This is a genomic window from Micromonospora sp. L5 (assembly GCF_000177655.2).
GTDB classification, from domain to species: Bacteria; Actinomycetota; Actinomycetes; order Mycobacteriales; family Micromonosporaceae; genus Micromonospora; species Micromonospora aurantiaca.
On the sequence record NC_014815.1, the window covers coordinates 330,728 to 352,724 of the forward strand.

At 72.5% G+C, this 21,997-nt stretch carries 21 protein-coding genes, 1 pseudogene and 1 riboswitch; of the genes and pseudogenes, 14 read left to right on the plus strand and 8 right to left on the minus strand.

Features of this window, described 5'->3' with window-relative positions; all coding sequences use genetic code 11:
- Window positions 1–189: 189 nt before the first annotated feature.
- Both ML5_RS01695 and ML5_RS01700 read right to left on the minus strand, forming a co-directional pair.
- A complete protein-coding gene (locus tag ML5_RS01695) occupies window positions 190–1,827 on the minus strand; it encodes a hypothetical protein (RefSeq protein ID WP_013473534.1) in 1,638 nt (545 codons plus the stop codon).
- A gap of 109 nt (window positions 1,828–1,936) precedes the next feature.
- A complete protein-coding gene (locus ML5_RS01700; protein ID WP_201766720.1) occupies window positions 1,937–3,577 on the minus strand; it encodes an NlpC/P60 family protein in 1,641 nt (546 codons plus the stop codon).
- A gap of 222 nt (window positions 3,578–3,799) precedes the next feature.
- Here ML5_RS01700 and mqnE point away from each other — a divergent pair, with 222 nt between their 5' ends.
- Genes mqnE through ML5_RS01715 form a run of 3 tightly spaced genes read left to right on the plus strand, consistent with a single transcriptional unit; the run spans window position 3,800 to window position 5,716 of the window.
- Window positions 3,800–4,969, plus strand: coding sequence for an aminofutalosine synthase MqnE (gene mqnE, locus ML5_RS01705; protein WP_013283566.1), 1,170 nt, complete (start codon window positions 3,800–3,802; stop codon window positions 4,967–4,969).
- A gap of 7 nt (window positions 4,970–4,976) precedes the next feature.
- Window positions 4,977–5,405 (plus strand): hypothetical protein, encoded by a 429-nt coding sequence (locus ML5_RS01710; RefSeq protein WP_013283567.1) that lies wholly within the window; start codon window positions 4,977–4,979, stop codon window positions 5,403–5,405.
- Window positions 5,406–5,431: 26 nt separating this feature from the next.
- Window positions 5,432–5,716, plus strand: a complete 285-nt coding sequence (locus ML5_RS01715; protein WP_013473536.1) for a DUF4229 domain-containing protein — start codon at window positions 5,432–5,434, stop codon at window positions 5,714–5,716.
- 84 nt (window positions 5,717–5,800) lie between these two features.
- Here ML5_RS01715 and ML5_RS01720 read toward each other — a convergent pair whose 3' ends face one another.
- The gene (locus ML5_RS01720) at window positions 5,801–7,141 is read right to left on the minus strand and encodes a C39 family peptidase (protein ID WP_013473537.1); all 1,341 of its coding nucleotides are present in this window, start codon (window positions 7,139–7,141) and stop codon (window positions 5,801–5,803) included.
- Window positions 7,142–7,346: 205 nt separating this feature from the next.
- Here ML5_RS01720 and ML5_RS01725 point away from each other — a divergent pair.
- The 4 genes and pseudogenes from ML5_RS01725 to ML5_RS01740 form a co-directional block, all read left to right on the plus strand.
- Window positions 7,347–8,666: pseudogene (locus ML5_RS01725) on the plus strand (M14 family metallopeptidase); the annotation flags it as partial.
- A 120-nt stretch (window positions 8,667–8,786) separates the two neighbouring features.
- Window positions 8,787–8,880, plus strand: a riboswitch (cobalamin riboswitch).
- Between the two features lie 107 nt (window positions 8,881–8,987).
- Entirely contained in the window at window positions 8,988–9,920 is a 933-nt protein-coding gene (locus ML5_RS01730; protein ID WP_013473539.1) for an ABC transporter substrate-binding protein, read from the plus strand.
- Window positions 9,921–9,997: 77 nt separating this feature from the next.
- On the plus strand, window positions 9,998–11,092 hold the full coding sequence (locus ML5_RS01735; RefSeq protein ID WP_369752213.1) for a FecCD family ABC transporter permease: 1,095 nt from the start codon (window positions 9,998–10,000) through the stop codon (window positions 11,090–11,092).
- On the plus strand, window positions 11,089–11,868 hold the full coding sequence (locus ML5_RS01740) for an ABC transporter ATP-binding protein (RefSeq protein ID WP_013473540.1): 780 nt from the start codon (window positions 11,089–11,091) through the stop codon (window positions 11,866–11,868). The genes ML5_RS01735 and ML5_RS01740 overlap by 4 nt, the downstream gene beginning before the upstream one ends.
- Before the next feature lie 44 nt (window positions 11,869–11,912).
- Here the strand turns inward: ML5_RS01740 and ML5_RS01745 are convergent, their stop codons facing one another.
- The 4 genes from ML5_RS01745 to ML5_RS01760 form a co-directional block, all read right to left on the minus strand.
- The gene (locus ML5_RS01745; protein WP_013473518.1) at window positions 11,913–12,992 is read right to left on the minus strand and encodes an IS110 family transposase; all 1,080 of its coding nucleotides are present in this window, start codon (window positions 12,990–12,992) and stop codon (window positions 11,913–11,915) included.
- Window positions 12,993–13,402: 410 nt separating this feature from the next.
- Window positions 13,403–14,161: a VOC family protein gene (locus ML5_RS01750; RefSeq protein WP_013473541.1), complete on the minus strand. Its 759-nt coding sequence runs from the start codon at window positions 14,159–14,161 to the stop codon at window positions 13,403–13,405.
- Window positions 14,162–14,254: 93 nt separating this feature from the next.
- Window positions 14,255–14,992 carry an ABC transporter permease gene (locus tag ML5_RS01755; RefSeq protein WP_013283575.1) on the minus strand — a complete coding sequence of 246 codons (738 nt, stop codon included), beginning with the start codon at window positions 14,990–14,992 and terminating at the stop codon, window positions 14,255–14,257.
- 9 nt (window positions 14,993–15,001) lie between these two features.
- The gene (locus ML5_RS01760; protein WP_013283576.1) at window positions 15,002–15,889 is read right to left on the minus strand and encodes an ABC transporter ATP-binding protein; all 888 of its coding nucleotides are present in this window, start codon (window positions 15,887–15,889) and stop codon (window positions 15,002–15,004) included.
- Window positions 15,890–16,038: 149 nt separating this feature from the next.
- Between ML5_RS01760 and ML5_RS01765 the strand changes: the two genes are divergently transcribed.
- From ML5_RS01765 to ML5_RS01780, 4 genes are read left to right on the plus strand one after another with little or no spacing between them, the layout of a single operon-like run.
- Window positions 16,039–16,359, plus strand: a complete 321-nt coding sequence (locus ML5_RS01765) for a type VII secretion target (protein WP_013283577.1) — start codon at window positions 16,039–16,041, stop codon at window positions 16,357–16,359.
- Window positions 16,360–16,368: 9 nt separating this feature from the next.
- A complete protein-coding gene (locus ML5_RS01770; protein WP_013283578.1) occupies window positions 16,369–17,295 on the plus strand; it encodes a WXG100 family type VII secretion target in 927 nt (308 codons plus the stop codon).
- A gap of 9 nt (window positions 17,296–17,304) precedes the next feature.
- Entirely contained in the window at window positions 17,305–17,658 is a 354-nt protein-coding gene (locus ML5_RS01775; protein ID WP_013283579.1) for a YbaB/EbfC family nucleoid-associated protein, read from the plus strand.
- Between the two features lie 4 nt (window positions 17,659–17,662).
- Window positions 17,663–18,262 (plus strand): hypothetical protein, encoded by a 600-nt coding sequence (locus ML5_RS01780; protein ID WP_013473542.1) that lies wholly within the window; start codon window positions 17,663–17,665, stop codon window positions 18,260–18,262.
- A gap of 104 nt (window positions 18,263–18,366) precedes the next feature.
- On the opposite strand, the gene ML5_RS01785 is transcribed toward ML5_RS01780, so the two are convergent.
- Window positions 18,367–20,412, minus strand: a complete 2,046-nt coding sequence (locus tag ML5_RS01785) for an AAA family ATPase (RefSeq protein WP_013283581.1) — start codon at window positions 20,410–20,412, stop codon at window positions 18,367–18,369.
- 222 nt (window positions 20,413–20,634) lie between these two features.
- Here ML5_RS01785 and ML5_RS01790 point away from each other — a divergent pair, with 222 nt between their 5' ends.
- The 3 genes from ML5_RS01790 to ML5_RS01800 are packed head-to-tail and all read left to right on the plus strand — an operon-like array spanning window position 20,635 to window position 21,960.
- On the plus strand, window positions 20,635–21,006 hold the full coding sequence (locus ML5_RS01790; RefSeq protein WP_013473543.1) for a type II toxin-antitoxin system RelE/ParE family toxin: 372 nt from the start codon (window positions 20,635–20,637) through the stop codon (window positions 21,004–21,006).
- On the plus strand, window positions 21,003–21,323 hold the full coding sequence (locus tag ML5_RS01795) for a helix-turn-helix transcriptional regulator (protein WP_013473544.1): 321 nt from the start codon (window positions 21,003–21,005) through the stop codon (window positions 21,321–21,323). The genes ML5_RS01790 and ML5_RS01795 overlap by 4 nt, the downstream gene beginning before the upstream one ends.
- Before the next feature lie 55 nt (window positions 21,324–21,378).
- Window positions 21,379–21,960, plus strand: a complete 582-nt coding sequence (locus tag ML5_RS01800) for a helix-turn-helix transcriptional regulator (RefSeq protein ID WP_013473545.1) — start codon at window positions 21,379–21,381, stop codon at window positions 21,958–21,960.
- The last annotated feature ends 37 nt before the right edge of the window (window positions 21,961–21,997 follow it).

Below are 21,997 nucleotides of genomic sequence, written 5' to 3' on the forward strand. Positions count from 1 at the left end.
GAAATACCTCTCGAGCGGGGCGCATCTTCGCGATGGCCCGCCGCGGCCTGTCACGCCGCCGAATCGCCCGCAAGATCGCCCATGGGCGCGCAGTCGGGGCGCGCCGGGTCAGTGATCGGAGACAAGTGTACGGCGCATCGCCGACTCCGCCACGGCAACGCGAAGCCGTAGTGGGCGGGCTCACCCCTGTCACTCGATGAGCATGGTCCCGGTCAGGCTGCTCAATGCGTCGTTGGCCAGGAAGACCACGAGCAGGCTGATCGCGATGAGCATGGTCAGCGCGACGGCCAGCACGATGATCACCTTGGTGTTGCCGCCCCGGGCCGCCGGGCTCTCCTCGGACCAGCCCTGGGCCAGGATGTGCCCGGTCAGCGATCCGGAGTTCTCCAGTGGGTTGCCCTGCGGGAACGACACGGTGGCGAACCCGGGCCCGTCGGTCCCGCCGTACGCGGTGCCGGCGAGATCCGGGCCGGCGGGCTGGGGGCGTACCGGACGGGTCGTGTCGGCGTCGCGGGCGGGCGTGGCCGGCGGCGGCCAGGTCGGCAGCGCCGGGGCCGGCACCACTGGCGGCGGCGGTGCCGACACGGGTGCGGCGGCCCACGACGGCAGCGCACCGTCCGGCGTGCCGGGCGTGGCCGGCGGGCCCGGCACGGCGGCCCGCGCGGGCGGGAACGACGGGCCGGGCGCCGGGGCGGGGAACAGCGGCGCGGGCAGTGGGCCCGGCCCGCCGGTCATCGCCGGTGGCGGCGGGAACGGCGGCGCGGGCATCGGACCCGGCGGGGGCGGGGGCGGGGGTACGGGCGGACCCGGCGGCGGTACCGGCGGCCCGGGGATCGGTGGCACCGGTCCGGGCGTCGGCGTCGGCGGGGCGGGTGCGGGCGGCGTGGGCAGGGGTGGCGTGGGCCGGAGCGGTGGTTCCGGCTCGGGTACCGGCGGCGCGGGCGACGGTGGCGTCGGACCGGGCACAGGGGTCGGCGCCGGCTCGGGCTCGGGGCCGTTCGGCGCCGGGGGCTGCGCGGGCTCCGGCGGCTGGACCGGCTCCGGCGGTTCCGGGTTCACCGGACCGGCCCGGTAGACGGTGGCGGCGGCGGGCGGCGCGGCCACCACGGAGGCGGCGACCTCCTCGGCGGAGACACGGCGCAGGCCGGGTACCGATGCGCTGGCCCGCGCGGGTGCGGATCCGGCCTGCTCAGCGGGTGTGGAAGAGCCGGTGAGCGGGGCCGGGCGGCCGGCTGCGGAGGCCGGCGCCGCGTTCGGCGGAGACTCGGCCGAACCGGCTGCCGAGGACGGGGAGTCGTCCTGCGGCCCGACGGCGGTCCCGTCCGCCTGCTCGGCCGGTGCGGTGTCGCGGTCCGGTGCGGCGTCGGCCGGTGCTGCCGCGTCCGCGGTTGCGACGGGCGGCGTGGGCACGCGTGCGGAACCGGAGACGCGGGGTGCCGGGATGGCGGCCGGAGCACTGCCGGGCGTACCCGGGGAGGCGTCGCCGTCGGCCTCCGCGGCGGCGGGCTGGGACGTCGCCTGGCGTTCGCCCACGGCGAAGGCGGACCAACTGGACGGCGGCACGGTGGCGCCGGGGAGGCGCCGGTCCAGCGGCGGTGGGGTGTCCGCCGGGGTGGCCGCCCGGTACGTGGTTGGACCGGCCTGCGGCAGCGGCTGCTCGTCACCGGCGGGCGGCGGCACGGCCGAGCCCGCGACCGACACCCGCGCCCGCGCGACGGCTACCGGCCCGGGTGGGGCCGAACCGTGGTCGTCGTCGCCGGCCGGGTCGGCGGGGTCGGGCGTCGGTCCCGGGTGGACCTTCTCCGCCGGAACGTCCTGCTCGCCCATCTCGCCCCTCCGCACCCACGCTCGCCTCCGGCCGTGGCGCCGACCGGAAGTGCCTGGATCTCACCGTGCCACATTCCGGCCCGGGAGCACAGCCGGAGCGGCGGTTGGGTCAGTCGGTGCTGCTGCTCGGGCTGGCGGAGCCGCTGCCGGACGTGCTGCTCGACGGCGCGGCGCTGCTGCTGCTCGGCGCGGCGCTGCTGGTCTCCGGCTCGGCGCTCGCGCTCTGGCTCGGCGTCGGGTCGGGCGAGTCCGTCGGGCTCGGCGGCGGCGTGCTCGGCGCCGGGCTGGACGTCGTCGGCTTCGGCGTCGGCGTGGTGGGCTTCGGCGTGGTCGGCGTCGGCTTGGGCGTGGTCGACGGCTTGGGCGTGGTGGGCGTCGGCTTGGGCGTGGTCGACGGCTTGGGCGTGGCCGGCACGGTCGGCGGCGGGACCGGGGTGGCCGGGGCGGGTACGGCGCCGATCACCCGGGTCGCGGCGTAGAGCCGGGACCAGCGGACCACCGAGATCTTGACGACGTCCCCGGTCCGCGGCGCCTCCACCATCTTGCCGTTGCCGATGTACATGGCGACGTGGTGGACGCTGGTCCAGCTGCTGCTGGAGGCGAAGAACAGCAGGTCGCCGGGGAGCAGGGCGTTCGGCGAGACGGTGCGGGAACGGGTCGCGAAGTACTGGTCCTTGGCGACGCGGGGCAGGCCCCGGTAGCCGGCCGCCTGGTAGGAGGCGAGCATCAGGCCGGAGCAGTCGAACCGGTCCGGGCCCTCGGCGGCCCACAGGTAGGGGTCACCGAGCTGGGCGAGGGCGTAGCGCACGGCGGCGAGCGCCCGCGGGTCCGCCACCAGGCCGTCGATGCTCTGATCGACCACGTACGAGGTGCCGAGCCGCTGCTCGGCGGCGTCCGCCAGGCGCTCGATCTCCAGGAGCTTGGCCGCGTTCTCCTTGCGCAGCGCGACGAGCGCGGTTTCCTGCTTGCGCAGGTCGGCCTCGGCGCGGGTGAACGCGGTGGTCTGCTCGGTGGCCCGGCGCTGGGCCGACTCGTGTGCCTTCCGGGCGGCCTCCTCGGCGCTGGTGGCCCGGAGGAGTTCGCCGGTCACCGACGTGGTGGCGCCCTCGGCCTTGTCGCCGCGGGTGATGCGCTGGAGGTTGGCGAAGTCGCGCAGGCTGGCGCCGAACTCACCGGGCGGCAGCGCCGCGTCGGCCTTCACGGCGTCGGCGGCGGCGCTCTTGGCGTTGTCCTGGGCGCGGGTGAGCGCGTCCTGGGCCTCCTTGAGCCGGGCGGCGGACTGGGTCAGCTCGGTCTGTGCGGCGTCCCGCTCGGTCTTGATCCGGAGCAGTTCCTCGCCGAGGAGGGTGACCCGGGCGTCGAGCTGGTTGATCTGGGCGATCAGCGGGCCGTCGGCCGGGTTGGTCACGCCGGTGGTGCCCGGCAGGCCCGCAGTGCCGCCCGGGGTGGTGACGCCGGGCAGGCCCGGGACGGTGCCGGGGAGGCCGGGAACGGCGCCCGGTACGCCGGGAACGGTGCCGGGTACGCCGCGGACGGTGCCGGACGAGCCGGGCAGTTGCAGGGGGCCGGTGACCTGGGGCCGGGAGCCGGTGTCGGGTACGACGTCGGGCAGCGGGTCGGCCCAGGCGGGTGTGGCGAGCGCCGCGGCCGCGACCGCCCCCAGAAGGACGGACCAGAGCGCCGGGCGCAGGATCGGTGAGATCACCGGCTGCCGTCCTCGTCGCCGTCGGGCCTTGGTGCTGTGAGCCATACCGCTCCCCGTCCGGTCTGGGGTCCGTCACGCGTGATTGGGGCGTGTCGGGACAGGACGGCCCTGGTGTGTGTTCCGCCCCACCCTGTCTTACCTCACGGTTGCGACGATGTCGATGTGCGGAGCGTGACGGCCGGTGAACCGGCGCGACCACGTCGGCGGCCGGTCGGACCCGCGACGTACGCTCGATCGGGAACCCAGGTGGAAGGACGTGGCTTTCGGATGGACGCCGGACTCAAGCGCGAACTCGAGGCGAAGGTGTACGCGGGGGAGCGGCTGACCCGCGAGGACGGCATCGCCCTCTACGCCAGCGACGACCTGACCTGGCTGGGCCGGCTGGCCCACCACAGGCGTACGGAGCTCAACGGCGACCGGGTGATGTTCAACGTCAACCGGCACCTGAACCTGACGAACGTCTGCTCCGCGTCGTGCGCGTACTGTTCGTTCCAGCGCAAGCCGGGCGAGAAGGACGCCTACACGATGCGCATCGACGAGGCCGTCCGCAAGGCCAAGGAGATGGAGGACGAGCAGCTCACCGAGCTGCACATCGTCAACGGCCTGCACCCGACGCTGCCCTGGCGCTACTACCCGAAGGTGCTGCGCGAGCTGAAGGCCGCGCTGCCGAAGGTCAACCTCAAGGCGTTCACCGCCACCGAGGTGCAGTGGTTCGAGAAGATCAGCGGGCTCACCGCCGACGCGATCCTCGACGAGCTGATGGACGCCGGCCTGGAGTCGCTCACCGGCGGTGGCGCGGAGATCTTCGACTGGGAGGTCCGGCAGCACATCGTCGACCACAACTGCCACTGGGAGGACTGGTCGCGCATCCACCGGCTGGCCCACTCGAAGGGCATGAAGACGCCGTCGACCATGCTCTACGGCCACATCGAGGAGCCCCGGCACCGGGTCGACCACGTGCTGCGGCTGCGTGAGCTGCAGGACGAGACCGGCGGTTTCCAGGTCTTCATCCCGCTGCGCTACCAGCACGACTTCGTCGACTCGGCGGACGGCAAGATCCGTAACCGGATCCAGGCCCGGACCACGATGGCCTCGCCGGCCGAGTCGCTCAAGACGTTCGCGGTCTCCCGGCTGCTGTTCGACAACGTGCCGCACGTCAAGTGCTTCTGGGTCATGCACGGGCTGTCGGTCGCGCAGCTCTCGCTGAACTTCGGCGTCGACGACCTGGACGGCTCGGTGGTCGAATACAAGATCACCCATGACGCCGACTCGTACGGCACGCCGAACACCATGCACCGCGACGACCTGCTGCACATGATCTGGGACGCCGGCTTCCGTCCGGTCGAGCGGAACACCCGCTACGAGATCGTCCGCGAGTACGACGGGCCGCCGTCGCTGGCGGAGCGCCGGTCCGAGCCGCAGCAGGTCTGGGCCTGACCTGGCGATGAGCGACGAGGAACAGCAGCGCGGCTTCCCCCGGCGCGACGCCGAGGGGCGCATCCTCACCCTCGGTGACCTGCTCGGGGTGAGCCTGGCCGGCCTGGTCATCGGGGTGCTGGCGCTGCTGGTCTTCGAGTTCGCGTTCGCCACGGTGGGCGACAGCGGCTTCGGGGGTACGAACGGCTGGCTCGCGGTGATCCTGCCGCTCTGGTTGTTCTGGGACGAGTTCCGGGCCTGGGAGTTCGGCGCCGCCCGGGTGGTGGCCGCGCTGGCCGGTCTCGGGCTCGGCGTCCTCGCCGGTCTGCTGGCGGCGGGCCTGGCCTCCGGGCTGCCCGCGCTGTTCACCGGCGCGTTGGCTGCGGCGGTGTTCACCGTGGTCTACGCCGTCATCTGGTTTCATGGCGTGCACTGGCTGGCCCGGCGTACGGGCTGAGGCACGGAGAGAGTGGGAATGCGGGAATGAGCGCGGCGGTCAAGTACACGCTGGGCCGGGTCGGGCTGTTCGTCGCCGTGCTGGCAGCCCTCTGGTTCGTCGAGATGAACATGTTCCTGCGGCTGATGGTGGCGCTGATCTCCTCCGCCGCGCTGTCGTTCTTTCTGCTGCGCAACTGGCGGGACGAGATGGCCGGCGAGATGGCGGAGGCGTCGGAGCGGCGGCGCGCGGAGAAGGACCGGCTGCGCTCGGCGCTCGCCGGTGAGGACGAGCCGGGCGCCGAGCCGGACGCCGAGCGCCGCGACGGCTGAGCGGACGGACGAAGGGCCCGGCGCCGCACACGGCACCGGGCCCTTCACCGGTCAGCCGAACCGTTCACCGGCCGGCCGGCCCGTTCACCAGTTGGTCGAGCCCGGGACGACCGGCCACGGCCGGTCGGCCGGCTTGATCAGGTACGCGATGCCGCCGGAGCCGGAGGCCACTGTGCCGTTGGCCCGGTAGCGCTTGGTGCGCAGCCAGATCTGCTCGAACTGCTCCCGCTTGTAGACGTTGCGGACCGCGTCGTTCGACGAGGACGCCGGGTCGTTGACGATCACGTCGCCGTCGGCGGTGAAGCCGACGATCACGAACAGGTGCCCGGAGGTGCCGTAGTTGGCCCCGTCCAGCTCGCTGGCGAGGAACGACTGCGAGGTCACCACGGGGATGCCCGCCTTGATGAACCGTTCCGCCTCGTCGAGCGAGTGCAGCCGGGTGACCCGCGCCTCCAGGCCGGGGAAGCTCGACGCGTACGCGGTGTTGAACGGCCAGTTGCCGGCACCCTCGTACTCGTAGTCGTAGGTCATCCGGGCGGCGTGGTCGACGGTCGGGTCGGGGTAGGAGGGGTCGACCCACGAGGTGTCCTCGGCCGAGGGCTTGCGGCCCCAGTACTCGACCACCATCTCCGTCGAGGTGGGCGAGCACCACGCCTCGCCGCCGCCGTCGTACTCGGGGTACTCGCCGATGTGAATGTTCTGCGAGTAGCGCGGCACGGCCAGCTCGGTGCCCCAGGCGATGCCGCCCCGGCTGGGGGTGACGGTGAACCGGTCCGGGACGTTCGACGCCATCGCGCCGACCATCCGGACCTGCGGCGCGGCGGCCTGGCCGGGCGCGCGGTAGAGCGTCAGCCGCAACTGGTACGAGCGCAGCAGCACCCCCGCGTCGGCGTCGTCGACCGAGAACGTGTCGGTCCAGATGCTCGACCACGGGTCGCCCTGGCCGTCCAGCGTGGAGCGCTTGATGTCCTGGTCGCCGGAGGCCCACCGGCCCATGACGTACCACGGGGTCTGTGCCCCGGTGTTGTACGTGCCGTGCAGCTCGACCTGGATCCAGGTGCCGGCCGGGGTGGCGGCGTTCCACGACGCGACCATCTCGGTGGCGTCGAAGCCGATCCGCCGCTCGGGCGAGGTCCAGGTGGCGTACTCCCAGGTGCGGGTCGTGCCGGTGTGCTCGTCGGTGAACTCGGTGGTGCCCGCCGGGCGGCCGATGGTCAGCGCCGGGTGGCGGCCCGGTACGGCGCGGGTGCCCTGGTGGGAGCCGCTACGCCAGTCGGGGAAGCGGGAGAACTCCTGAAAGGTGATCTGTTCGTCGTGCGTGACGCCCGGTCGCGGGGCTTGTGCCTGGACCGGTGCGCTGGTGGCGAGGAGGGTGAGCGCGGTGAGGCCGGCGAGGGCGGCCGCGCGCATGGGTCGTCCGAACATGGCAGCTCCACAGGGAGACGGCATCGTTGCCGTTCACTGTCGCGCTTGGCGGGAAGTTTCGCCAGATGTTCAGGCGTAGAAAATCATTGCCGAAGTGACGATCAGGTCGGGATGACCCAAGGCAAAGACAGATATTGATATGACCATGTGTCTCCTGGTGGAGTGTGCGGACAACGGGATCTCCCGTACCCCCAGGAGGTTGTCCATGGCCTTCCGCTCCTCTCCGCTCCGCCGCCGGCTGGCGCTCGCCGCCGTCATCGGCCTGACCATCGTCACCGCGGCCGCCGCGCCCGCCGTCGCCCGGCCCGCACCGGAAGGCTCCGGTGAGCCGGCCACCGTCGCCTACCGGGTGCTCGGCCCGCGTACGGCGGCCGACCGCACCGCGGTCGCCTCCACCGGTGCCGCGATCGACTACTCCGAGCACGGCGTGCTGCACGTCACGGCGACCAAGGCCGAGGCCAACGCGATCACCCGGCTCGGGTTCCGGCTCGAGAAGGACGTCGTGCCGGAGCACAACCACGCCGACGGGGGCATGACCGCCAACGCGTTCCCGCCCGCCGACTCGAACTACCACGACTACGCCGAGCTGACCGCCGTGGTGAACAAGGTGGTCGCCGACCACCCGACGATCGCCCGCAAGCTGAGCATCGGCACGTCGTACCAGGGCCGGGACCTGATGGCGGTGAAGATCTCCGACAACGTCGCCACCGACGAGGCCGAGCCGGAGATCCTGTTCAACGCCCAGCAGCACGCCCGTGAGCACCTGACCGTCGAGATGGCGATCTACCTGCTCAACCTCTTCACCGACAACTACGGCAGCGACTCCCGGATCAGCAGCATCGTCAACTCCCGGGAGATCTGGATCGTCCCCACAGTCAACCCGGACGGCAGCGAGTACGACATCGCCACCGGCTCCTACCGCTCCTGGCGCAAGAACCGGCAGCCCAACAGCGGTTCGACAGCCATCGGCACCGACCTGAACCGCAACTGGGCCTACCAGTGGGGCTGCTGCGGCGGCTCGTCCGGCACCAAGTCGTCGGACACCTACCGGGGCCCGTCCGCCTTCTCCGCCCCGGAGACCGCGGCGCTGCGCAACTTCGTCAACAGCCGGGTCGTCGGCGGGGTGCAGCAGATCAAGGCGAACATCGACTTCCACACCTACTCGCAGCTGGTGCTCTGGCCGTACGGATACACGTACAGCAACACCGCCACCGGGATGAACACCGACCAGTACAACACCTTCGCCACCATCGGGCGGCAGATGGCGGCGACCAACAACTACACCCCGGAACAGTCGAGCGACCTCTACATCGCCGACGGCACCAGCATCGACTGGATGTGGGGCGCCCACAAGATCTGGGCGTACACCTTCGAGATGTACCCCGGCTCGGCCTCCGGCGGCGGCTTCTACCCGCCGGACGAGGTGATCCCGGCGCAGACCTCACGCAACCGGGAGGCCGTGCTGATCCTGTCCGAGTACGCCGACTGCCCGTACCGGGCGATCGGCAAGCAGAGCCAGTACTGCTGACCTCACCACCGGGCGGGAACCCCGGTTCCACCCCCGCCGGGGTTCCCGCCCACCCCGCCCGTCCGGACGATCTCCGCTGGTCGTGCGCTACCGTGGCACCGACCGTGCCACAGCGAAGCCGGTGTGAAACCGGCGCTGTCCCGCAACTGTGATGCCCCGTACGCGCGGCGCCGGCCTTCCGACGGCGCCGACGGACGTGGGACGAGCCAGGTCGCCTGAGGCCCGGTCGCGACACGCGCTCTCGAGGAAGGGCGCCTCGCGGACGGGCCTTTCCCCCTGTCGGCGAAGCACCACACTCCTCGACCGACAGGAGGCCCCATGTCCCGACGTACCCCCCGGCTCTTCGCCACCGCCCTCGCGGCCGGCGTGCTGCTCCTCGGCGGCTGCGCCGAGAAGACCTCGACCGACACCCCCGCCGCCGGCGGCTCCGGCGGCGCGTTCCCGGCCACAGTCGGCAAGCTGACGCTGGAGAAGCGGCCCGAGAAGATCGTCTCGCTCTCGCCGACCTCCACCGAGATGCTGTTCGCCATCGGCGCAGGCAAGCAGGTCACCGCCGTCGACGACCAGTCGAACTACCCGGCCGAGGCGCCCCGTACCGACCTGTCCGGCTACCAGCCGAACGCCGAGGCCGTCGCCTCCCGCAACCCCGACCTCGTGGTGATCTCGGATAACCTCAACAAGATCGCCGACCAGCTCGTCGCGCTGAAGATCCCGGTCCTGCAGATCCCCGCCGCGGCCACGCTCGACGACACGTACCGGCAGCTCACCGACCTGGGCACGCTCACCGGCCACCGGTCCGAGGCGGACGCCGTGGTGCAGAAGATGAAGGACGACATCACCGCGCTGACCAAGGACCTGCCGAAGCGTACGGAGAAGCCGACCTACTACCACGAGCTGGGCCCGGAGCTGTACAGCGCGACCAGCAAGACCTTCATCGGCACCATCTACGCGCTCGCCGGCCTGGAGAACATCGCCGACGCGTCCGACGCCGACGGGAAGAACGGCGGCTACCCGCAGCTCTCCCAGGAGGTCATCGTCAAGGCGAACCCCGACTTCGTCTTCCTCTCCGACACCAAGTGCTGCAAGCAGAGCGCCGACACGGTGAAGGCGCGCAGCGGTTGGTCCGGCATCACCGCCGTGAAGAACAACCAGATCGTGGAGCTGGACGACGACATCGCCTCGCGCTGGGGCCCGCGCGTGGTCGAACTGCTCAAGGTGATCGTCGACGCCACCGCCAAGGTCCCGGCCTGACCGTGGCCCTACGACAGGCGGAATCCGCCCCGAACCCGGCCGGGACGCCCGACGCGCCCCGGCCGGGTGCCCGGCTGCTGTCCCGGCCGGGGCGGCGTGGGGCGCGCGGCGCGGCCGGTGCCCCGATCCGGCCCGCCGGGCTGCGCAAGCGCTGGCTGTTCGCCGGTGTCGTGGCGGTGCTCGTCGCGCTGGTCGCGGGCGTCTCGCTCGGCCCGGTCAGCCTGCCGCCCGGCAGCGTCGCGGCCGAACTGCTCAACCTGCTGCCCGGGGTGCACCTGGACAGCGGGCTCACCGAGCGGGAAGTCGCGATCATCACCGAGCTGCGGCTGCCCCGGGTCGTGCTCGGCCTGCTCGTCGGCGCGCTCCTCGCCCTGGCCGGCGGCTGCTACCAGGGCGTCTTCCGCAACCCGCTGGCCGACCCGTACCTGCTCGGCGTGGCGGCCGGAGCCGGATTCGCGGTCACCGCGGCGATCGTGCTCGGCGCCGGTGCGGGCGGGGCGCTGACCGGGCTGCCGATCACCATTCCGCTGGCCGCGTTCGTCGGGTCGCTCGGCGCGGTCGTGCTGACGTACCTGCTCGGCGCCGCCGGTGGCCGGGACCGGTCCCCGGCCACGCTGATCCTGGCCGGGGTGGCGGTGTCGGCGTTCTTCGCCGCCGGGCAGACGTACCTGCTGCAACAGCACTCCGACAACATCCAGCAGGTCTACTCCTGGCTGCTCGGGCGGCTGGCCACCGCCGGCTGGCACGACGTGTGGCTGGTCCTGCCGTACTTCGTGCTCACCTCCGTGGTGGTGCTGCTGCACCGGCGTGAACTGGACGTGCTCTCCGTCGGCGACGACGAGGCCGCCGGTCTCGGCCTGCACCCGCAGCGCTCCCGCTACCTGCTGATCGCCGCCGCGTCGCTCGGCACCGCCGCCGCCGTGTCCGCGTCCGGGCTGATCGGCTTCGTCGGCATCATCGTGCCGCACACGATGCGGCTGCTCGCCGGTTCCAGCCACCGGGTGATCCTGCCGCTGTCGATGCTGTTCGGCGGCGCGTTCCTCGCCCTGACCGACGTGGTCGCCCGGACCGCCGCCGCGCCCGCCGAGATCCCGATCGGCGTGGTCACCGCGCTGCTCGGCGGCCCGTTCTTCGTGCTGGTCCTGCGGACCGCCCGCCGGGTGGCGATGTGAACGCCCCCGCGGTGCGCGTCCACGACCTGCGCGTCGCCCTCGGCGGCATCCCGGTCCTGGCCGGCGTCGACCTCACAGTCACGGCGGGCGAGTGGGTCACAGTGATCGGACCCAACGGCGCCGGCAAGTCGACGCTGTTGCGCGCCGTCGGCGGCCTGCTCACCGGCCCGGGCGAGGTGGCCCTCTTCGGTACGCCGATCGGCGCGCTGCGTCGCCGCGACCGCGCCCGGATCGTGGCCACGGTGGCGCAGTCCCCTGTCGTGCCGATCGGCATGTCGGTGTTCGACTACGCGCTGCTCGGGCGCACCCCGTACATCCCGCCGCTGGGCCGCGAGTCCGCCGCCGACCTGGCCGCCGTGCACGAGGTGCTGGACCGGCTCGACCTGGGCCCGTTCGCCCACCGCGAGCTGGCCACCCTCTCCGGCGGCGAGCGGCAGCGCGTCTTCCTGGCCCGGGCGCTGGCCCAGGGCGCCACCCTGCTGCTGCTCGACGAGCCGACGAGCGCGCTGGACATCGGGCACCAGCAGGAGGTGCTGGAACTCGTCGACCAGCTCCGCCGCGCACACGGGCTCACAGTGCTCGCCACCATGCACGACCTCTCCATCGCCGGCGAGTACGCCGACCGCCTGGTGCTGCTCGCCGACGGCCGGGTGGCCGCCGCCGGGCCGCCCGAGGAGGTGCTCACCGAGGAGTTGCTGGCCCGCCACTACCGCGCCCACATCCGCGTCATCCCCGGCGACCACGGCCCCTTGGTGGTCCCCGTCCGCCCCACCTGACCCCCACCCCACCCTCCCGCGCCGTTGATCTGTGAGTGGGGTTGTCAAGGGGTTTGGTGGTGGGTGGTGATGGTGCGGTAGAGCTGTCGGGCGATGTAGCGCTTGAGGCAGCGGGTGATTTCTCTGGTGGTGCGGCCTTCGGCGTGGCGTCGGGTGATGTAGTCGCGTGTTTCGGGGTGGATGCGTCGGCGGGTCAGGGCGATGGTGTGCAGGGCGCTGTTGAGGGTTCTGTCGCCGCCGCGGTTGAGGCGGTGTCGGTCGGTGCGGCCGCTGGCCACGGGGATGGGGGCGGCGCCGGCGAGGGTGGCGTAGGCGGCTTCTGAGCGGACGCGGCCGGGGTGGGACCAGGCGGTGAGGGCGATCGCGGCGGTGACGGGTCCGACTCCGGGTTGGTCGAGCAGGGGCGGGCACAGTTCGGTGACGAGGGCTCGTAGGCGCTGGTGGTTGTCGGCCAGTGTGGCGTCGAGGATGTGGATGTGCCGGGCGAGGGTGACCAGTTCGCGGCGGCGGGTGTGTTCCTCGCAGGGCAGGGCGGTGGTTTCGGGCAGTTCGAGGGCGGCCAGGCGGGCGATCTGGATGGTGGTGGACAGCCCGCGTAGCGCCTCGCGCAGAGTGTCGTCAGCGGTCAGGATCAACGCTTTGACCAGGTTGACCGCGGCGGTGCGGGCATCGGTGTGGTGCCGGCGGCAGATCAGCAGCAGACGCAGGGCCTCGCGTGGGCCGTCGCTGCGGGGCACGGCGATGCGCTCAGCGGGCAGCGCCAGCACCGTATGGGCGGCGGCGACCGCGTCCAGCTGGTCGGACTTGCCGCCCCGACGACGGGCCGCAGCGGGGGGCTTGGGTGCCTCGCAGACGGGTTCGTCAGCAGCGGTCAGCAGCCGGCACAGCCCTTGCCCGTGTGACCGGGTGCCCTCCACCGCCCACAACCGGCGCCCCTGCGGTGGGGTGTGCGCGACGGCGAAGGCCAACAACCGGCTCAACCCGTCCGGGTCAGTGGACACCGTGACCTGCGCCAACACCCCACCGAGTCGGTCCACCACGGCGGCGGTATGCGTATCGGTGTGAGTATCGACCCCCACCACCACGTCATAGCGATCCGCGACCCGTTCTACGATCCTTCTCATCTCGGATTGTTGCTCCTTTGCCAGCGACGACCGGGACAGTCGGCGTCGGCTCGGGAAGACATCACCTCGGCGGCAAATCTGTGATGGGCCACGTGTGCTCGCACGGGCAGGCTTCTGATCAGGCCAGCAGGGTGGGCCGGGCCGGCGCCGACGATCACCCGGGGACAGGTCTTGCACAAGGCACACCCACACCACAGGCGGCCGGATCAACGAAGAGCCACCCAAGTGATCACCAACGCCGAACCCTAACGGCAATCAGCCGAACCGATCACCACAGACATAGAAGCGTCTTGCACTTCAGGCCCCGGCAAAAGGTGTGTATGCCGCATCGCGAGGGCCGTAACTGCAAGATCGACAGCAGTACCGGGCGGGCGCGGGCGGGACGGGGGCGGTGCGGGCGCGGGGGTGGGTCAGCGCAGGGTGGAGACGGAGAAGAGGGCGCCGTCGGGGTCGCGCAGGGCGGCGCTGCGTCCGGCCGGGTTGTCGCGCGGCGGGACGAGGATGGTGCCGCCCAGCTCGGCGGCCCGGGCGGCGGTGGCGTCGGCGTCCTCCACCGCGAAGTACACCGCCCAGTACGCGGGCAGGTCCGTCGGCATCGGCTCGGCCCGGGGCAGCATCCCGGCGACGATCCGGGCGCCGCAGCGCCACCCGGTGTACGCGACCGGTCCAGCCGGGCGCTCCTCCGGATGCCAGCCGAAGACCAGCGCGTAGAACTCCTTCGCACCCTCCGGGTCGGGCGTGACCAGCTCGTTCCAGCACATCGCGCCCGGCGCGTTGTACAGCTCGGCCCCGCGCATCGCCATCGGCTGCCACACGCTGAACACCGCGCCGGCCGGGTCGGCGAGCACGGCCATGCGGCCCTGCTGCGCGACGTCGAACGGGGATACGACCACCTGCCCGCCGGCCGCCTCCACCCGGGTCGCGACCAGATCGGCGTCGTCGGTCGCCACGTACGTGGACCAGACCGGCACCTGGTCCGGCGTACCGGGTGGCCCGGCCCCGGCGACCGCCTTGCCGTCCTTGCGGAAGACGGTGTAGCCGTCGGCCTCCGGTTCGGGGGAGATCTCTCCGGTCCAGCCGAAAAGCTCGGGGTAGAACCGTCGGGCGTCGTCCAGACCGGGCGTGGCCAGGTCCGTCCAGCAGGGCGTGCCGGGCTCGACGCCGTTCACGGTGACCCCTCTCGCCGGGGGCGGCCCGCTCGCCCGCCCTGTCGGCATCGTGGCACCGCCGGGTCGGCCACCGGGCCGGAACCGGACAAAAGGTCAGCTGAAGCGGCGTCCCTCGTCCCGCCGGTACGCCCACCCGGCGAGCGCGGCGAGCACCAGCACCCAGACCACGAGCATCACCAGCGCCCGGGTGTCCGGCCGGAAGTCGGTGACCGCCGCCCAGATCAGTTCCACGGCGCCCCGGGTCGGCAGGTAGGGCGCGATCGCCTTGATGAAGCCGGGCGCGTCGTCCGGCCCGGAGAGCAGGCCACCGCCGAACGCGAGCGGGAAGAAGATCACCTGCGCCACCACGATCGCGGCCTTGCTCGGCAGCGAGTAGCCGATCGCCAGGCCGAGCAGCGTGAACGGCACCGAGACCACGGCGACCGCGCCCAGGCCGAGCAGGAACTGCACCGCGCTGACCCGGGCGTCGGTGGCGACCGCCGCGATCACCACCACCGGGATCATCGAGACGTAGGTCAGGACCACCCCGGCCAGGATCCGCCCGGCCAGCCGCGGCGCCGGTCCGGTCGGCAGGGTCCGGGTGTACGGGTTCCAGGGCTGGTCGCGGTCCTCGGAGACGCCTACGCCGTACTGGAAGATGTTGGCGGTCATCACCGCGAAGGTCACCATGGCGGCGGTGGCGTAGGTGGCGCCGACCGGGTCGTCGCCGGCGAACGGCACCACGAAGAAGAGCATCGAGGCGGCGGGAAAGAACGCGCTGCCCACCACAGCCACCGGCACCCGGATGATCTCCAACAGGTGGTAGCGGGCGTGGATCAGGGCGAGCGGCACGGCGGTCTCCTAGGCAGGGGTGGGCGCGGGCCGGTCGTCGGCCGTGATGGCGAGGAACGCCTCCTCCAGCGAGGTGGGCCGGACCTCCAGATCGTGGAACGGCACCCCGGAGGTGACCAGGTCGCGGACGAGCTGGTCGGCGTCGGTGGTGAGCAGGTGGACCCGCCCGTCGGCGCGTTCGGTGGTGACCACGCCCGGCAGCGCCGGCAGGTCGTCGGCGACCAGACTGACCCGGCGTACGCCGACGATCCCGCGGATCGCCGCCACCGAGTCGTCGGCGAGCACCCGCCCGTGGCCGATCACCACCACCCGCTGCGCGAGTGCCTCCACCTCCTCCAGGTAGTGGCTGCTCAGCAGCACGGTGCCACCGTCGGCGTGGAAGCCGCGGATCGCGTCCCAGAGCGCGTGCCGCGCCTCCACGTCGAGGCCGGTGGTCGGCTCGTCGAGCACCACCAGCCGGGGACGGCCGACGAACGCCAGCGCCACGGCGAGCCGGCGACGCTGCCCGCCGGAGAGGCCGCCGGTCTGCCGGCGGACCTGGTCGGCGAGGCCGAACCGGTCGAGCAGCTCGCCTCGCGGCACCGGGTCGGGGAAGTGCGCGGAGACGAAGTCGACCACCTCGCCGACCCGCAGCGTGCCGGGCAGGCCGGTCTCCTGCGGGGTGACCCCGAGCTGCCGCCGGCTCGCCGGGTCGCGCGGGTCGCCGCCGCACAGCTCGACCCGGCCGGCGGTGGGGCGGCGCAGCCCGACCAGCAGGTTGATCAGCGTGCTCTTGCCGGCGCCGTTCGGCCCGAGCAGGCCGACCAGCTCGCCGGCGCGGACGGTCAGGTCGACCCGGTCCAGCGCCAGCACGTCGCCGTAGCGGCGGCTGACCTGTTCGGCCTGGGCCAGGATCATCGGCGATCTCCTCGGGCGGAAGGGCTGTGCCTCCCCTGTCTACCGTGCGCCCGCCAGCCGCGCTGTCCCCTGACCGGGTGCTCGCATCCCCTAGTCTGGTGGCGCCGTCGACGACGGTGGAAGTTCCGACCGGACACTGGGGAGGGTCCGTGACCAGTCCGAGCAGGAATCTCGACGTCCAGCCGGAGGCGCTGAGGTCGTTCGCCGCCGCCTCCCGGGACCGGGCCGGCCGGTTCCGCGAGCTGGAGCGGGCGTTCCGCGACGGCCACGTGGCCCGGCACTCCTTCGGCGTGATGCCCGCGTCGTTCAGCCTCGCCGCCGCGTACGAGCAGCAGTTCGAGGCGTGCCTGGAAGGGCTGGCGGACGGAGCCGAGGTGATGGCCGACATCGCCGAAGGGCTCGACGACACCGCAGAGGCCTACACCGGCACGGACGTGGCGAACACCGACATGTTCAAGCCGGGCGTCTGAGGGGGCGGGATGAGCACCGAGGCGCTGCAGCGCAACAAGACCTACTTCGAGCAGATCGTGTCGGGCACGCCCGACCCGTTCAAGCCGCTGTCGAACGCGGTGCTGTGGCCGTTCGAGCAGCTCCTGGAACTGGTCGCCGGTGAGCCGGACGATCTGATGCGGGCGGCCCAGCTCGCGCTGACCACCGGGGAGGCGGTCCGGCGGATCGCCGGGGACCAGGTCGCCGACCGGGCCCGGCTGCGCGGTGCCTGGGACGGCGACGCGGCGGACAAGTTCCACGCCTCGATGGAGTCGGTCGAGGAGGCGATCGAGGAGCTGGCGAAAGGCCTGGACGGCACCAAGGAGGTGCTGGTCGATGCGGCGAACGCCGCTGTGGACGCCTTCAACCTGCTGGTCGAGCTGATTCTGGAGTTCCTGCTCTGGTTCCTGACCGAGGTCATCATCGCCGCCGTGGCGGCCGTGTTGAGCGCCGGTGTGACACTGGCGGCCACTGTGGTGCGCGTGCTGGCCCGGCTGGCCACCACCGTCGGCCGCATGGTCAAGATCGTGGCCCGGTTCGCGGAGATCCTCACCAAGCTGGTCACCAAGCTGGAGAAGGTCGCCGAGCTTCTCATGCGCTACCGCCGGGTGGTGCTGGAGCTGCGGCAGGCCAAGAAGGCGTACCGGGCGTGGAACAAGTCCGGCTACACCAGGGAGGCGTTCGCGTTCAAGATCAAACGCGCTGCGATCCTCTTCCCCGGCAAGTTCGCCATCAACCAGGCGTCCCCGGTGAACATCCCGGGCATCGGTGGTGCCCTGCTCGACACCGGGATGGGCCTGCACGACGTCTCCGACGGGCGCAAGGACCGCAATTACCTGGTGGACGGCACGTACCGCGAGGATCTCGGCCCGTACACCAACGGCGTGCAGAACGTGTTCGACTCGATCGTGAACTGAGAGGCAGCAATGACGTTCCCGGCCCTGGACCGGATCGAGGCGCTGGCCCGCAACCTGGACGGGTGGCAGCGCGAACTCGGCGCGCGGATGGCCGAGCTGGAGCAGAGCAGCGCCGAGGGGGTGAGCGACTCCGGCCTGGTCACTGTCGTGGCCGCGGCCGACGGCAAGATCCTCTCCACCGACATCAACGCACGGGCCATGCGTTTCGACTCGTACACGCTCGCCGAGGAGATCACCTCGGCGGCGAACCGGGCGCAGGAGGCCGCCGCCGCCCGCGTACGCGAGATCGTCGGCGAGGTGATGGGCAACGCGCCGGGTGCGGAGCGCCCCGCCGACGACGGCTACGGCCACGACCGATACTGAGCCGATGGACGAGACCAGATACCGCGACCGGATCGGCATGCTCGTCGAGCCGGGCGAGCGTGTCCTGGCCCACGCCAAGGCCGACGTCGGCCAGGGGCTCGCTCCGGCGCCGCCGCTCGAGCCGGAGTCCACTGCCGAGCCGAGCCGGCGGACGATCGGCTCGGTGCTGCTCAACGTGCTGCTGCCACTGGCCACCTGGGACCGCGGCGACCGCCTGGTCGACGCGATCGGCTGGGGGATCGCCGGACGCGGCGCCCCCGGCACCGCCGCCTCCCGCCTACATCGCGCGCTCCGCCCGCCCCGGCCCGACCTCCAGGTCCGGGAGACGCTGCTCGCGGTCACCGAGCGGCGGTTGCTGGCCTGCCGCACCGGCGGGGTCAAGCTGCTCGCCGGGCGCGAGGCCGAGGAACGCGCTCTGACCGAGACCGCCGTGGCGTGGTCGGCCGCGCGCGGCGAGATCGCCTCCGCGCGGGTGGGCTGGCACCGGCTCAACCCGAAGCGGCTGCGGATCGACTTCACCGACGGCTCCTGGTTGTCGTTCACCGTGCCGATCGCCGAGTCCGGCCGTCCGCTGCGCGAGGTCGCCGCCGCGCTGTCCGCCTGACCGGACCCACTCGCCGCGACGGCGGCCGGGCCGTCCAGGACCGCGGTCGGCCGGCCACGTCCGGGCGGCCGGGCCGTCCACGTCCGCGCGGCCGGGCCTCCTCGTCAGGCGGTCAGCGGCGCGGGCAGCGGCTCGCGGTGCAGCACGGCCAGGCGGGAGACCGCCCGGGTCAGCACCACGTAGAGGCGGTGCAGCCCACGCGGCTCGGCGGCCACGATCGCAGCCGGCTCGACGACCACCACGTGGTCGTACTCCAGGCCCTTGACCAGCGTCGCCGGGACCACAGTGACGCGCGCCGCGGCCTCGACGTCGTCGGCCGTAGCGGTCTCGACGCCCGCGTCGGCGAGCGCCGCGCGGAGCCGGTCGACCGCGTCGTCCGCCGCGATCACACCGACCGAGCCGTCGTGCGCGAGCGCCGCCCGCACCTCGGCCACCGTCGCGGCCGTCAGGTCCTCGGCGGTACGCACATCGAGCGCGCCGTCGTTGCGGAGCGACCGGGCCGGGGGTACGTCGACGGCGAGCGCCGGCAGCAGCCGGTTCGCGAACGCCACCACGGCGGCGGGCACCCGGAAGCCCACGCTCAGCGGCACCACTGCCGCGTCCGGCTTGCCCAGGTGGGCCAGGGAGTCCCGCCAGTCGGTGGCCGCCCACGGCGCGGTGCCCTGGGCCAGGTCGCCGAGCAGCGTGATCGAGCCGTGCTCGCTGCGCCGGGCGATGGCCCGGCACTGCATCGGGGAGAGGTCCTGCGCCTCGTCGACCACCACGTGCCCGAAGCCGGCGGGCCGTTCCAGCAGCCCGGCCACCTCGTCGATGAGTACCGCGTCGGCGGCGGTCCACCGGGTCGCCTTCGCGGTGCGGCTGATCTTGCCGGAGCGGAACAGCTCCTGCTCCTCGGGCGTGAGCAGACCGTCCGCGGCGGCGGCGAGCGCGTCGGCGTCGGTGCGCAGCCGGTGCACCAGCCCGTCCGGGGTGAGCGCCGGCCAGACCGCGTCGAGCAGGTCGGTGACCGGCTTGATCCGGCTCATCCGGCGCAGCCAGGCGTCGCTCGGTGACTCCGCCCGGCGCGCCTCCGCCTGGCGTTGCAGCAGCCCCACCACCCGCGCCCGGACCCGCTCCCGGCCGGTGGCGTAGGGCAGCCCTTCCCCGCGGGTCTCGGTGACCAGCCGGTGCAGCGGGTCCAGCCCGATCCGCCACCGGTACGAGCCGTCCGACACCATGATCGGCTCGGTCGGCGTACCGATGTGGGCCTCGACGGCCCGGCGCAGCACCTCGGCCATCCGGACGTCGTGCTTGAGCGCGGCGGCGGCCGGGTCGTCGACCGCGCGGACCGGCACCCGCGCGACCAGGTCCTCCACTGTGGCCTGCTCGACCTCGACCTCACCGAGCGCGGGCAGCACCGCCGCGATGTACGACAGGAACGCCCGGTTCGGCCCGACGATCAGCACGCCCGAGCGGCGCAGCCGTTCCCGGTGCAGATAGAGCAGGTACGCGGCGCGGTGCAGCCCGACCGCCGTCTTCCCGGTGCCGGGCGCGCCCTGCACGCAGATCGAGTCGGTCAGATCGGCCCGGACCAGCTCGTCCTGCTCCGGCTGGATGGTGGCGACGATGTCGCGCATCGGGCCGACGCGGGGGCGCTCGATCTCGGCGGTGAGGATGCGGCTGGCGGTGCCGAGTTCCTCGCCCCGGTCCAGGTGCTCGTCCTCGAAGCTGGTCAGCGTCCCGGCGCTGAACCCGAACCGGCGGCGTACGGCGACACCCTGCGGGTCGCGCGCGCTCGCCCGGTAGAAGGACCGGGAGACCGGGGCCCGCCAGTCCAGCACCAGCGGTTCGCCCAGCTCGTCGGTGACGTGCCGCCGCCCGACGTGGTACTCCCGCCCGGCGTGGTCCGGGTCGTCGCCGCCGAAGTCCAGGCGGCCGAAGAACAGCGGGGTGGTCGGGTCGTCGGCCAGCTCCTTGACCCGCCGGGCCATGTGCCGGCCGAGCTGCTCGGCGGTGTACGAGTCTCCGGCCACCTTGTCGCCGGTGGAGAAGAGCGCCTCGGCGCGTTCCCGCATCCGGGTCAGCGCGGCGCGGGAGGCGTCGAGGTGGGCACGCTCGGCGGCCAGTTCGGCGTCGAGGCTCGGTGTGGCGTCAAGGTCGGTTGCGGGCACGATGAACTCCGATGGCTCAACTGAGGCTCGCTCGCGTGTCCGGGGCGGTTGGCCTGCTCCCGGCGCGGGGACGTCCGCTGCGGTGCATGCTCACCGCGGCCGTCGGGCGGTCCTCCACGCTACGGGAGCACCGGCCGGTCACGCCAACGATTTTCGGGATGGCTGGCGTTTCGCTCGACCCGGCCTCCACCTTAATAATATTATTAAGTCCGGAGGTGGGGGATGGAGTGGGAGATCCTGATGACAGGGCAGGTGGAGGAGTTCCTCGATCAGCTCTACGTCCTCGACCGCGACTCCCATCGCCTCGTCAACCAGGCCATCCTGGTGCTGGAACGCAACGGGCCCGCCGAGGGGCGACCTCTCGTCGACAGCATCACCGCCTCGCGTCTGAGCAACCTCAAGGAGCTGCGACCGCCGTCGGCGGGGCGCACCGAGATCAGGATCCTGTTCGTCTTCGATCCATGGCGCTCAGCGGTGCTGCTGGTCGCCGGCGACAAGTCCGGGCAGTGGACACGGTGGTACCGCGAAGCCATACCGGAGGCGGAGCAGCTGTACGACACGTACCTGAAGGAACGGCAGGAGGAGAACCGATGAGCGGCGTCAAGCGCTGGCGTGACACCACCCACCTGGACTGGGCGATCGACACTGCCGGCGGCCCGCGCGCGTTCGAGGCCGAGGTCGGGGAGATGCTCGATCAGGCGCGTGGGTGGCGGCTCGCCGAGCTGCGCAAGCGGCGGGAGATGACGCAGGAGCAGGTGGCGTCGAGGATGGGTGTCTCGGTCGCCCGGGTCTCGCAGATCGAGGCGGGCAACGTCGCGACCCAGGAGGTGCTCGCGCGCTACATCGGTGCGCTCGGCGGCACCCTCAAGTTGATCGCCGACTTCGGCGACGAGCAGCTCAAGGTCGCCTGAATCCGATGGTTCCACCGCTGGATCCCGGCGTCCGCCGACGCGGGATCATTGAGGCATGACCGAGGCGCTTCCCGGCCGGAGCCGGGTGACGATCAGTGATCCGCAGGTGATGCGGGCACTCGCTCACCCGGCCCGCATGGCGATCATGGAACATCTCGGCACGCTGGAGGGCGGTGCGACGGCCACCGAGTGCGCCGAGATCGCCGGCCTCTCGCCGAGCGCCACCAGCTATCACCTGCGCGAGCTGGCGAAGTTCGGGCTGGTCCAGCAGGCACCCGGGCGGGGTGACGCCCGGGAGCGGCTCTGGCAGGCGGTGAATCCGTCGTACCACGTCGAGGTGGGGCCGGACGCCGACCCGGAGGCGCGTGCCGCCGAGGCGGCCCTGGTCGAGGCGCACATGGTCCGCGACGCCCAGCGGGTCCGGGACTGGTTGCGCCGCGCGCCGGACGAGTCGCCGGAGTGGTACGCGGCGACCTGGTTCAGCGACAGCATGCTGCTCATGACCGCCGAGGAGCTGACCGAGCTGAACCAGGCGATCCAGGCGCTGATGGAGCCGTACCGGCGGCGGACCCGGACCGATCCGCCGGCCGGGGTCCGGCCGGTGGCGACGCAGTACCGGGCGATGCCCGTCGACTGAGGGGGTTGCGCGCGTCATTTGTGAAGGATTACTTTCG

Excerpts from the sequence above, each read along its gene's own strand:
- ML5_RS01695 (WP_013473534.1), bottom strand. The coding sequence starts at position 1,827 with ATGGGCGAGCAGGACGTTCCGGCGGAGAAGGTCCACCCGGGACCGACG.
- ML5_RS01700 (WP_201766720.1), bottom strand. The coding sequence starts at position 3,577 with ATGGCTCACAGCACCAAGGCCCGACGGCGACGAGGACGGCAGCCGGTG.
- mqnE (WP_013283566.1), top strand. The coding sequence starts at position 3,800 with ATGGACGCCGGACTCAAGCGCGAACTCGAGGCGAAGGTGTACGCGGGG.
- ML5_RS01710 (WP_013283567.1), top strand. The coding sequence starts at position 4,977 with ATGAGCGACGAGGAACAGCAGCGCGGCTTCCCCCGGCGCGACGCCGAG.
- ML5_RS01715 (WP_013473536.1), top strand. The coding sequence starts at position 5,432 with ATGAGCGCGGCGGTCAAGTACACGCTGGGCCGGGTCGGGCTGTTCGTC.
- ML5_RS01720 (WP_013473537.1), bottom strand. The coding sequence starts at position 7,141 with ATGTTCGGACGACCCATGCGCGCGGCCGCCCTCGCCGGCCTCACCGCG.
- ML5_RS01730 (WP_013473539.1), top strand. The coding sequence starts at position 8,988 with ATGTCCCGACGTACCCCCCGGCTCTTCGCCACCGCCCTCGCGGCCGGC.
- ML5_RS01745 (WP_013473518.1), bottom strand. The coding sequence starts at position 12,992 with ATGAGAAGGATCGTAGAACGGGTCGCGGATCGCTATGACGTGGTGGTG.
- ML5_RS01760 (WP_013283576.1), bottom strand. The coding sequence starts at position 15,889 with ATGATCCTGGCCCAGGCCGAACAGGTCAGCCGCCGCTACGGCGACGTG.
- ML5_RS01770 (WP_013283578.1), top strand. The coding sequence starts at position 16,369 with ATGAGCACCGAGGCGCTGCAGCGCAACAAGACCTACTTCGAGCAGATC.
- ML5_RS01775 (WP_013283579.1), top strand. The coding sequence starts at position 17,305 with ATGACGTTCCCGGCCCTGGACCGGATCGAGGCGCTGGCCCGCAACCTG.
- ML5_RS01780 (WP_013473542.1), top strand. The coding sequence starts at position 17,663 with ATGGACGAGACCAGATACCGCGACCGGATCGGCATGCTCGTCGAGCCG.
- ML5_RS01790 (WP_013473543.1), top strand. The coding sequence starts at position 20,635 with ATGGAGTGGGAGATCCTGATGACAGGGCAGGTGGAGGAGTTCCTCGAT.
- ML5_RS01795 (WP_013473544.1), top strand. The coding sequence starts at position 21,003 with ATGAGCGGCGTCAAGCGCTGGCGTGACACCACCCACCTGGACTGGGCG.
- ML5_RS01800 (WP_013473545.1), top strand. The coding sequence starts at position 21,379 with ATGACCGAGGCGCTTCCCGGCCGGAGCCGGGTGACGATCAGTGATCCG.